The sequence below is a fragment of the Vibrio sp. 1727 genome, from assembly GCF_033344415.1.
In the GTDB taxonomy this organism is placed as follows: Bacteria; Pseudomonadota; Gammaproteobacteria; order Enterobacterales; family Vibrionaceae; genus Vibrio; species Vibrio alginolyticus.
On record NZ_JAWPOT010000003.1, the window covers coordinates 344,495 to 356,105 of the forward strand.

Annotated in this window: 7 protein-coding genes; 3 read left to right on the plus strand and 4 right to left on the minus strand. The window is 46.5% G+C overall.

Translation table 11 applies throughout. From position 1 onward, the window contains the following. Positions 1-32: 32 nt before the first annotated feature. From lhgO to R8O10_RS05925, 3 genes are all read right to left on the minus strand, one after another. Positions 33-1,259 carry an L-2-hydroxyglutarate oxidase gene (lhgO, locus tag R8O10_RS05915; protein ID WP_318191204.1) on the minus strand — a complete coding sequence of 409 codons (1,227 nt, stop codon included), beginning with the start codon at positions 1,257-1,259 and terminating at the stop codon, positions 33-35. Between the two features lie 8 nt (positions 1,260-1,267). Next, positions 1,268-3,391 (minus strand): TRAP transporter permease, encoded by a 2,124-nt coding sequence (locus tag R8O10_RS05920; RefSeq protein ID WP_318191205.1) that lies wholly within the window; start codon positions 3,389-3,391, stop codon positions 1,268-1,270. Between the two features lie 88 nt (positions 3,392-3,479). Beyond that, complete coding sequence (locus R8O10_RS05925) at positions 3,480-4,490, minus strand: TAXI family TRAP transporter solute-binding subunit (protein WP_005374185.1); 1,011 nt, start codon at positions 4,488-4,490, stop codon at positions 3,480-3,482. 836 nt (positions 4,491-5,326) lie between these two features. Here R8O10_RS05925 and brnQ point away from each other — a divergent pair. Further along, positions 5,327-6,637, plus strand: coding sequence for a branched-chain amino acid transport system II carrier protein (gene brnQ / locus R8O10_RS05930; RefSeq protein WP_318191206.1), 1,311 nt, complete (start codon positions 5,327-5,329; stop codon positions 6,635-6,637). 103 nt (positions 6,638-6,740) lie between these two features. Further along, the gene (locus tag R8O10_RS05935) at positions 6,741-7,949 is read left to right on the plus strand and encodes a GGDEF domain-containing protein (protein ID WP_318191207.1); all 1,209 of its coding nucleotides are present in this window, start codon (positions 6,741-6,743) and stop codon (positions 7,947-7,949) included. Positions 7,950-7,992: 43 nt separating this feature from the next. On the opposite strand, the gene R8O10_RS05940 is transcribed toward R8O10_RS05935, so the two are convergent. Beyond that, positions 7,993-9,342 carry a sigma-54-dependent transcriptional regulator gene (locus tag R8O10_RS05940; protein WP_053349389.1) on the minus strand — a complete coding sequence of 450 codons (1,350 nt, stop codon included), beginning with the start codon at positions 9,340-9,342 and terminating at the stop codon, positions 7,993-7,995. Positions 9,343-9,520: 178 nt separating this feature from the next. Here R8O10_RS05940 and R8O10_RS05945 point away from each other — a divergent pair, with 178 nt between their 5' ends. After that, positions 9,521-11,581 (plus strand): sensor histidine kinase, encoded by a 2,061-nt coding sequence (locus R8O10_RS05945; protein WP_064369501.1) that lies wholly within the window; start codon positions 9,521-9,523, stop codon positions 11,579-11,581. The last annotated feature ends 30 nt before the right edge of the window (positions 11,582-11,611 follow it).

An 11,611-nucleotide genomic window follows, 5' to 3' on the forward strand; every position in this document is an offset into this window, starting at 1 on the left:
ACAATAAAGGCGACAGTTACATCGCCTTTGTTTTATACCGTTTTCGCCTCTATCTTTTCATTCACTTTATCGCAAATGTACTCCCCAATCGGCATTGCAGATGTCGCTGCTGGAGAGGGGGCGTTGCAAACGTGCAGGCTTCTTGCGCTCTCGGCAAACAAAAAGTCATGAACCAAAGTGCCATCGGATAACACTGCTTGTGCACGAATACCCGCAGGATATGGTTTGAGATCGTCGACCTTGATGCTTGGGCAATATTTGTTGACCAACTTGAGGTAGCCCGGCTTCCACCACGAGTTCTTAAACTCATCCAGTCCGGTTTTTAGATGCTTATGTGTCACCTTCCAGAAACCGGAGAAACTGAGCATTTGCATGGTATCTTGCAAGCTGAAGTTAACCTTGTCGTACCCTTCTCGCTTCCAGCCTTGCACCGCATTTGGACCTACGGTCACACTGCCATCAATCATGCGAGTCAGGTGGACGCCCAAGAATGGCAAATCAGGGTCGGGAATTGGATAAATAAGATGATTCACCACTTGGTCGTGTTTGCTATCTAAGCGGTAGTATTCACCACGATAAGGGATGATTTGGAAATCGGTTGGAATAGACATCATCTTCGTCATGCGATCCGCCATCAAGCCGCTGCAAGTAACCAAGAACTTGGTATTAAGCTGCATGGTTTGACCGTCTGAAATGCAGGTCAGTTGGACTTCTTCGTCCTTCTCTTCGGCAGCCACCACTTTGGTTCTCAGACTGATTTGACCGCCAAGCTTTTTAAACTCTTCCGCCATCTGCTCTGTGACCAAACGATAATCGACAATACTGGTGGTTTTGACATAAATCGCACCCAAGCCTGTGATGTTTGGCTCAGCCAGCTTGAGTTGGACTTCATCGAGTAGCTTTACGTCGATGCCGTTGACATGGCAGCGCTCATAGAGGGCATTCATGCGTTCGATTTCTTGCTCATTGGTCGCAACCAGTAACTTGCCACAGTTCTCCACCGGAATATCGTGATCGGCACAAAACGAAATGGTTCGCTCTACCCCACGCTTACAAAAATCCGCTTTTAAGCTGCCCGGTGCGTAGTACACCCCGGCATGAATCACGCCGCTATTGTGTCCGGTTTGGTGCTGGGCAAAACCGGACTCTTTCTCAACCAATAAAATGGATTTTTCTGGATGACGTTGCTGTAGTTGCCATGCTGTCGACACACCAACGATACCGCCACCAACAATGATGTAGTCATAGACTGATTTCATACGACCTCTTATAAAACCGATAGTTGAGATTGTTGCAATTTGAACTTGCGACCACTGTAAATGAACACCGCGACAAATACCGCACAGCTTGCCACACGAACCAACATTGGGATGTCGTGCCAAACCAGCAATGTACCCACCACTAACAACAAGAGACGCGTCAGAATGTTTAGAGGACCTTCCAAGTAGCCTTCAATCGCACCAATCAATGCATAGGTACCGATGATGGCAAAGAAGCCTACGGTAATTACCGACGTCACATCCCAACTGACCAAGCCTGTATAGGCAATAAGTAGCGGTACAAGATACAAACCTTTGGCGATTTTCCACGCCATCAAACCGGTACGCATCGGTGGTGTTTTGGCGATGGTTGCTGCTGCAAAAGCGGTCAAACACACTGGTGGCGTAACGTTACTGTCTTGCGATAACCAAAAGATGATGAGGTGAGCAGCCAGCAATGCCAAGCCTACCGCTTCCATACCCAAACTTTGCTCTAGTAGGGTTTCCATAAAGTCCGCAGGTACTAGCGCCACCATTTCTTTCGCGGTTTCCAACGCCATTGGTGCATTAAGCAGTTCCAACTTTTCTGGCGCCGCCAACATGAAGATCGCTTTTGCTTGTTCAGGCAATTGACCCGACACCATCAATTCAAGCAATTGGTTTTCCGCAATCAATTTGTAAAGCGCAGGGGCAGACAGTGTACCCAATACAATATACGCCGCTGTCACGGGTAAACCCATACCTAAAACAAGAGAAGCGAGCGCAATCAGAATGATCATGATGAACAGGTCGCCATTCGCCCAACCGTCGATCATCAGTGAGAACGTGTTGCCGATGCCCGTGGTGCTGATCACGTTGATCACCAAACCAATACCCACCAGCAATACCGCAGTTGTCGCCATATTTTTCGCACCTTGTGATAGCGCTTCGATGATCGCTTTTGGTCCCATCTTATGATCTTTCGAGAACCAAGAAGCCACCACCACAGAGATGATCGATAAGCCCGCAGCGTAAGTTGGCGTAAAGCCTTGAACCAACAAAGTAACCAACACTGCCAGCGGGATAAGATTGTGCCAACCGCTGATCAACACTTTCAGTAGAGACTCATCACTGGTCGTGATTTTTTGCACGCCGCTGCGTTTGGCTTCGATACGCACAAAGAACGCCACAGACAAGAAATAGATAAGAGCAGGAATGAAAGAAACGGCAATAATATCAACATAAGGAATTTGCGTGTAAGACGCCATGATGAAAGCACCCGCGCCCATCACTGGTGGCATCAACTGACCACCTGTCGACGCCGCAGCTTCAACGCCCGCTGCAAAGCGCGAAGGGAAACCTGCTTTTTGCATTAAAGGAATACTGATAACACCGGTAGAAACCGTATTTGCCACACTAGAGCCCGATACTGAGCCCATCAAACCGGAGCCAATCACCGCAATAAAACCCGGACCGCCGATGATTTTGCCAGCCGCAGCACGAGCCACATTGATGATGTAATCACCAACACCAGAGCGCACAAGAAACGCACCAAACAGAATGAACATGAATACGAAAGTCCAACTGATGCGCGAGATAGAACCAAACATGCCCTCGGAAGAATAGAAGCTACGGTAGAGCAAGGTTTCCATGCTCAAACCCGGGAAGTGGAAAATACCTGTTGCCCACTTACCCCAAAGCACAACGTAGCTCAGACACACCACAATCAGCACTGGAATAAACCAGCCCATGGTGCGTCGAATCAGCTCAATAACAATCAGGATTGCCATGATGGCGAAGACCCAATCGCTGGTCACGAACTTCACACCACGCTCGTACAGCGCATCTTCGGCATAGGGAATGTAGAGTAAACACGCGACCGCGCCCATGGCGATCAACACATCGATACCGAGTGCAATCTTACTCTGCTTGAGAGAGATATGAGCCGGATACCAAAGCGCACAAATCACCGCAAAGCCAGCAAAGTGGGTCGCGGAAATCCATAACTCTGGTAACGTCGATAAGGTATTAAACCAAATGTGCAAAGCAGACAACACCACGCCAAACACTGTGACCGTGGTGGTTACCCACGGAAAATCAGTGCGCGTGGGCAGCTCAAACTTCTGCAATTCCTTTTCTATTGAGTCGCTCATCTCATACTCCAAGCTCTGGCGGCTTTTTCCATCTTAGAAATCGGTAGGGATAAAATGCCCCTAGCCAAAACTCGGGGCGAAGTTGGCGTTATTTCGCCATTAGATCTGATGGGATTTCGATGCCCATTTCTTTGTAGTAACGCGCCGCACCTGGGTGAAGAGGCACTGGCAAGCCAGCAATCGCTTTCTCAATCGCCATTGCTTTTGTTGCTTTGTGGATACCTTGTAAGAACGGCAGATTCTCGTAGATCGCTTTGGTTAGTTGGTAAACGTCTTCTTCCGAGATATCTTCACGAACAGCCAAGAAGTTTGGCTGTGCAATGGTGGTGATCGGCTTATCTAGACCCGGGTACGTGTTCGCTGGGATCTCGTACTTCGTCCATAGGTTGTAATTGCCGTTCGCTTCTTTGATTTGTTCGTCAGTAAACGAAAGAATCGAAATGTCTTTACCCAGCGCAGCAAAAGCTTGAGTGACCGCACCAACAGGTACACCAGCAGGCGTGTTCATGCCGTCAATGGTGCCGTTTTGAAGTGCGCTCGCACTGCCGCCGTAACCCATGTAAGCAAGATTGAATTTATCAGGGTCGACCTTCAGACCTTTCATGATTTGGCGACCAGAGTTCTCAGTACCAGAATTCTTCTTACCGATAGAGAATTTCTTGCCATCTAGGTTGTTCAGGTCAGTCACAGTGCCAGTTTTTGCTAAGTCAGAGCGAACAATAAAGTGCTCAACGTTTTGCCACAGCATAGAGACCGAACGCAGCTGTTCTTGACGACCGCTCTTCTCATAAGGACCTTCTCCAGACCAAGCCCATGCACCGTAAAGACCTTGTAGAATCGCGAACTGTGCTTCGTTTTCGTTCAGCAGTTTGACGTTTTCACCAGAGCCCGCAGAGCTGATTGCAGAAAGGGAGAAGTGGTGCTTTGGTGCCAATTTCACTTTGCTTAGCGTCGCCAACGCTACGCCCACAGGGTAGTAAGTACCACCTGTCGATGCCGTTGCAAGAATGTAGCTACGATCTTCTGCCGCAGCGTTAGCAGCAATACCAAAAGAAGTCACAGCGACAGCCAAAGCTTTTACCAGCTTGTTCATTTTCATTATTACTCTCCGTGTAGTCGTTTCACGATTGGGGATTTACATCATGTTAAATCTTTATTAACAACACATTCCCTAGAGCAATTGAAATGCCAACTTTTAACTCTTTGTATTTATTGAACTAAGTTCTGAAGGACATCAAAAATGAGCAAAATCATGCTGATTTGATAGCAAAGTAATGAGCAAGATCTTGCTCATTGAAGAGAAGAAGGTTGTACGCCTAGATCGCAAAAGGTTAATAAAATGTGATCAAGACAAAATAAATGCACGATTCACTAATAAGCAATATTTTGCCGATGCAATTTTGGATTGAACTGCAACTAGTGAGCGTCTTAACAATAAGAAGAAAAAGCGCATCATTCTAAACTGCTCACTTTATCAGCGGAGGTTTATAGCCTAAACGACTACAAATAGCACAAAAATACAGCAAAACAAGCCATGTTACAGAAATGAAAAGTCATTTATTCTAATTTTGAACTTAAAAAGCAGTTCGATCCACCAGTTCAGAAACAAACATTGACCGTATCAACTTATTTTCTACTTCGGGGTTGTGCCAATAGCCCTATGTTCGTTAGGGTAACAACACGCCAAGGCAAACGTATTCCTTGGTATTTTTTCGTCATTAAGGATCACCCATGTCAGCAACTGCGCAATTACAATTCGCTTTAAAACGCCCATCTGGCGTTGCTGCTGCGATCCTCCTGCTCTCTCTGAAACTGATTCAGAGCTGACAGGCTATATCTAAACTTTCTGTCAGCTTGAGAAGAAGCTGACGGGAACACCACATACTCCTCCCATTCCTTTCAGTTTCTTCCAAGCGAAACATAAGAGGAATAACAATGTTAAGCGCACGCAATATCGCCGCTTTGGGCTTCATGACTTTCGCCATGTACTTAGGCGCGGGTAACCTGATCTTCCCTCCATTTTTGGGTTATCAAGCAGGTGAAAACTTTCTGAGCGGGATGTCTGGCTTCCTCTTAACGGGCGTAGGTCTGCCTGCGATGGCACTGGTGATGGTGGCTATCGTAAACGGTTCAGACAAACTAACCGCCGCCCTACCTAAACCTTTAGCTACCAGTTTTTGGGTGATGGTGTTTATTGTGATTGGCCCTGCGTTCGTAATCCCACGTGCGATTACCGTGGCTTACCAATTCAGCTTTGCGCCAATGTTTGGTGATGCCGCTTTGGTGCCTTTCACTATTGCCTTCTGTGCTATCACCATCATGTTTGCGCTATACCCGGGCAAATTGGTCGACAACCTAGGTAAGATCTTAACGCCTGCCTTGATGGGTATCTTGATCATCATGTCTGTGACTGCTTTGATTTCTCCTGCAGGTGAGCTAACTGCCGCAACGGGACCATACGTATCTGGCGCATTTGCTGAAGGCTTGACCCAAGGCTACATGACCATGGATGCATTAGGTTCTATCGGTTTTGGTTGGATTATCTTCCGCGCGATTCGTAGCATGGGTGTGGATTGTCCGAAAGCCACTGCAAAATACACACTAATTGCTGCTTTAATGTACGCGGTTGCCATGGCATTTGTTTACATCTCATTGGCTTACATTGGCTCGACAAGCTCATACTTGGGTTCTGAGTTCAGCAATGGTGGCGACATTTTAACGGCATTCACCTTCAGTCACTTCGGCGCATTTGGCTCACTATTGCTAGGTGCCGTGATGGTATTGGCGTGTTTGACTACTGCTATCGGCGTAACCACCGCAGGCAGTGAGTTCTACGACAACACTTTCAGCAAAGTGAACTACAAAGGCTGCGTTGTCACGACCATGGTATTGGCAGGTTTGATCGCGAACGTAGGTCTAGAGCAACTATTGGCTATCACATTGCCAGCGGTTGTGGCGCTTCACCCAGTCGCGATTGCGTTGATGATCATGGCACCAGTGCGCAACAAGATGTCGCAAATCATGGTGGTAGCAACCGCATTCACTGCTCTAACGTTTGGTTGTGTTGATGCGCTGCACATCCTAGGTTACATGCCAAGTTCCACTGATGAGTGGATGGGTAATTACATGCCTCTGTACAATGACTTTGCTAGCTGGATTGTGCCTAGCGTATTTATGATGATTGTTGGTCTGCTGTTTACGACGAAAACCAACCAAACCGAACAATTCGAGCTGGTGAATGAATAGCCGTTTAACATAAGACATCGCTCAATAAGTGCGTTACTATGTAGCTCGCTTATTGATATCAGGCAAAGGAGTTGCCTGAATGAAAGATTGATATGGGTCGCCTATGGATAATCAGTATCTAGACATCAGAACACTGAACTTTATCGTTATTCTGTTCTCTTGCATTTACTCTATTAGTCTGCTTTGTTATCAATACACTCAGGGTAGAGTCAAAGGCTTAAAAACCTTCTCGATATCACTACTGTTTATTGGTTTAGGCCCTTTTTTACTTGGCTTTAGAGGCTCTGCGCCAGACTGGCTGACCATCGTCATAGCCAACACTCTCATATTAGTCGGCTTCTTGCTTACGCTATATAGCGTAAGCATTTTTCGTCAATACCCTTTAAAATTGGCTCACTGTCTTACCTTGTTAACACCTGTTTTCAGTGGTTCATTTTACTATTTCACCTTCCATGACCCTTCTATCAAAAGCCGCATTATTTATCTGAGCATGTATATTTGTATCGTCACCTTCTTTAGTGGTGTCGCCATGCTTAAAGGTACCCAAAAGGACTTAAAGCTCCCTGTTAAAGCAATGGCTTACTCTTTCTTTGGATTTAGTTTTTTTATGGGATTTAGGGCGCTTTGGAGTACTTTTTCAGGTGAGTTACCAAGCTTTATGGTCGCAGGCCTTATCCATCAGCTGACGTTCTTATTTAGCATCTGCCTGATCGTTGCTTTGAGCTTTAGTATGCTGTGGTTAATTAACGGACGCTTGGTGCAATCCATTAATGATCTCTCTCATTTAGATGCACTCACAGGGCTATATAATCGTCGAGCCATGGAAGAAATCGTTCCAAACTTGGTTAGTAAAGCACATAAAAAAAGCCAAGCAATCAGCATTATTATGACTGATGTCGACAAGTTCAAAGCGATTAATGATCACTATGGTCACACGGTTGGCGACTCCGTCATGGCAACGATCTCCACTATTTTTAAAAAGCATCTTCCTGAGTCCGCCTGCATTGTGCGATTTGGTGGTGACGAGTTCATGATTGTTTTGCTCGAAAAAGCACAGCAAGCCAAAATTGTCGCAGAGCAAATTCGCATTGCGGTCGAAACTGAAACCGCTTTGCAATCATTTAAAACTGAAGTGACCATGAGCTTTGGTATCAGTCAGTTATCTGAGGGGCAATCACTTCAAGAGGCGCTTGCTGAAGCAGACGAAGCGCTATATAGCTCTAAACATACTGGAAGGAACCTCGTTACCTTGTTTGGAGAAGGGAAAGACCTAAATTATAAGTTTGTCCCAGCTCCAGCCAAAAGCGCATAACGTGTTTGTTATGCCAGTAATTTCGAATTAGCTAGAAATCGCACTAAGTATAGTCGGAGCGATTCAAACCAAACTTCTGCATCTTTTGGTTAAGGGTTCGACGTGGTAAATCCAACTCCTGCATCACCTCATTGATGCGTCCATGATGCCTGACTAAAGAATCATGTAGCACCTTACGTTCAAAGTTATGTAGCTGAATCGCCAACGGCACGCCCGCATGCGTCTCTTCGGTTGTTGAGGATGGTCGACTGGAGAGAATTTCCATCACGGAGACGGTTTCATCCAATGCAAAACGCATCGCTACATTCCTAAGCTCACGTACGTTACCGGGCCAAGAGTAAGCAAGAATGGCCTTTCTATCGGCTTCACTCAGCAGACGACTCTCAGGATTACTTTTCAGAGCAAAGTGTTCGAACAAGATCAACGCATCTTCTTCTCGCTCACGTAGCGGTGGCAAATAGATCTGCGCCACATTAAGACGATAGTACAAATCCTGACGAAACTCGTCATGATCATTGAGATCTTCTTTCGCGGCGGCGATCACTCTCAAATCAACTGAGATCTGTTGGTTGCCCCCAACGCGCTCTACCGTATGTTCCTGTAATGAACGCAACACTTTCACCTGCATGGACAGCGGCATACTCTCGATTTCATCAAAGAATAAAGTGCCTTTATCCGCGTATTCCAACTTACCAATGCGCTTTTTACCCGCTCCGGTAAATGCCCCTGCTTCATGCCCAAACAGCTCACTTTCAAACAGGTTCTCAGGAATAGCGCCACAGTTGATTGGCACAAAATGATAGGATCTGCGTTGGCTTTCATTATGCAAACTGGTCGCCACCAGCTCTTTACCACAACCTGTTTCGCCGTAAATGATCACGTTAGTATCAATGCGTGCTAACTTGGCTACTTGTTCTCTAAGCTGTTGCATCACTCGGCTTCGCCCAATCAACACCTCTTCTAAGCCGCTAACGCTAGATAGGTACTCTTGGCGATCTTGAGTAGACGTTTGTGCGCGATAGCTCTCGACCGCTTCGGTTACTCGTTGGGATAAACGCTCAGGTTGGAAAGGTTTCTCAATAAAATCGAACGCACCGTTTTGTAACGCCCCTACTGCCATATCGACGTCACCATGTCCGGTGATCAAGATAACTGGCGTTGGGACGTGATTGGCAATCAGGCTTTCTAGTATCGACAAACCATCGGTGTCTGGCAGGCGAACGTCACTGACAATCGCATCAAATTCTTGGCTCAGAATGGCCGCTTTGCCCTCTTCGCCTAAACTGAATGAGGTCACATCGAACCCCGCCAGTTGCAGCCATTGGCTGGTAGCCTGACGAACAATGTCATCGTCTTCGATAAGTGCAATTTTAGGGATGTCGTCAAAAGCCATGAGTTACTGCCTGCTTTGTGGGGTGGGAAAGAAATCGATCTTTATTAACGGTAGCAAAAACCACTGAGGAGAAAAGGAGCTAGATCTCACTTCTTGCTTACAAGTCTTTAACATCCAACCAGTTAGGCGCACTCTTTAATGACTGTTGGTGAGAACGCACTAGCTGAATGGAGTCGGTATGCAGCGCAAAAGGAATGGCAAAACATGGCTTGTGGTCGCAATTGCGGCAGTGCTGATGTTGTCTTGCTATAGCGCCAGCAGAGAGGTTGCCCGTCAGTGGTTGAGTGTACAAACTCAAACCGAAGCTCAACAAAAACTACTCGACTATATTGGTGAAGTTCGCCGTGCACTCAAACGCTTCTACCACTTACCTTACCTCGTAACCAATAACCCAGAAACCATCGCGTTTGTGAAAGGGAATCTGACTTATTACGAGCCATTGCAAACCCAACTGACTCAGCTAGATAAAGCCGCCAATACGGAAGGTTGGCTAATCCTGTCTAACTCTGGCGAAGTATTGGTCTCGAGTTTAATCGAAGAGCGCTTTAGCCTGTCTGACCGAAAAGCCATTGTGGAACAAATTCACAACCAAGGCGGCGGTGTTTCCTTGGTGAACAAAACCAAAGGTTCGAGCCCATTGTATTATCTTGCAGCCCCTATCTACGATGGTCTGGATATCGCTGGCATTGTGGTGGTGCAAATCAACCTTAGCTTGTTGACCGAACAGACCATTACTAGCCAAGACATCATCACGTTGCAGAATCGTCAACAACGCTTTTTCCTATCGAGTAGCGCGCTTTATAACGCTGACTGGTTTAACGAACCGAGCAACACCGTTCAGTTAGAAACGCAACGCTTATACGACAACACCAATATCAGTGTGTGGACGCTCAACCAGCAACGCTATTTTGCGCACACCGTTAAATTGGATGATTTGAATTGGTACGTAAGCTACCTCACCCCTTCTAAGCCGATTCAACAAACCATCAACGTGATTGGTTGGAGCGTCGCTGTGTTGCTCTTATTGGTTGTATTACTCGTCATCATTGGTCTACAACGTCGCCAAAAGCACATCAACCAACAACGAATTCAAGCCCTGTTGGAAGAGTCCCAACGCCGCTTGAAACAGATGATCAATAAGACCCACGTTGGTTTGCTATTGATTGATGAACAAGGTCAACTGTTCGATCTCAACCCAATGGCGAAGCGTTTGTTCTGTTTACCAGAAAGCGTCAATCGACACGCTTTTGCTTGGGAGTTATTCGATGCAGGCAATCCCAATTCCACCACACTTAAGCTACTGAAAGACTTACCTAAACATAAAGAGCTCGCAGAGATCAGCACGGTCGAAACCATTGCCAGACGCAGTGACGGAAGCGTCTTCCCTGTCCTGTTCTCGCTAACCAGTTTCCCTTGGCATGGCGAGCAGTATTTCCTTGCAACGATCATCGACATCAGCAAGCGGAAAAAAGCCGAACAGTCACTGCAACAGGTCAACCAAGAACTGGCACAGCGAGTAGAAGAGCGAACTCAAGCGCTAAAAGAAGCACAAAGCCAGTTGATTGAATCGAGCAAAATGGCCGCTTTGGGTCGCATGTCGAGCGCGATCACTCATGAGCTCAATCAGCCACTAACAGGATTGCGAACCCTGCTCACTACAAACGAGCTGCTAGCGGAACGTGGCGAAACCGAGATGATGAAAGCCAACAATGTTTTGGTACAGAAGCTGATTGATCGTATGGCAAGCATGACCAGTCAGTTAAAGACGTTCGCCTACAACAAACCAGAAAGCTTACAGGCAATTTCTCTCACCTCTGCACTCGAAGAGACCTTACGCGTTTATCAAACCCAATTAGACAAAGTGGATGTACGTGTTCGAGTTCCTCATGACTTACCTAACGTCATGGGTGAAGAACAACGACTGCTTCAGGTACTCGGTAATCTTGTCTCGAATGCGCTAGACGCAATGAACAACACCACCAACCCGCAGCTCAACTTGATCGTCAATCCAACTGTTAATCAGGTCGAACTGATCGTCAGTGACAATGGCTGTGGCGTGTCGAATGAGATGCTTGAATCCATGTTCGAACCCTTCCAAACCTCAAAGAAAATTGGTGAAGGATTGGGGCTGGGTTTAGCGATTACGGCCAACAATATGCGTGATATGAACGGACAAATTACCGTGCATAAGAATGAACAAAATGGGCTGACTTTCACTCTATTGTTCAAATCAGCCTAGGTTGATATTGATTACAAAATCATCATTAGA

Bases quoted from the DNA above. Each gene is read 5' to 3' on its own strand.
- lhgO (WP_318191204.1), bottom strand. From the start codon at position 1,259: ATGAAATCAGTCTATGACTACATCATTGTTGGTGGCGGTATCGTTGGT.
- R8O10_RS05940 (WP_053349389.1), bottom strand. From the start codon at position 9,342: ATGGCTTTTGACGACATCCCTAAAATTGCACTTATCGAAGACGATGAC.
- R8O10_RS05945 (WP_064369501.1), top strand. From the start codon at position 9,521: ATGCAGCGCAAAAGGAATGGCAAAACATGGCTTGTGGTCGCAATTGCG.
- R8O10_RS05920 (WP_318191205.1), bottom strand. From the start codon at position 3,391: ATGAGCGACTCAATAGAAAAGGAATTGCAGAAGTTTGAGCTGCCCACG.
- brnQ (WP_318191206.1), top strand. From the start codon at position 5,327: ATGTTAAGCGCACGCAATATCGCCGCTTTGGGCTTCATGACTTTCGCC.
- R8O10_RS05925 (WP_005374185.1), bottom strand. From the start codon at position 4,490: ATGAAAATGAACAAGCTGGTAAAAGCTTTGGCTGTCGCTGTGACTTCT.
- R8O10_RS05935 (WP_318191207.1), top strand. From the start codon at position 6,741: ATGGATAATCAGTATCTAGACATCAGAACACTGAACTTTATCGTTATT.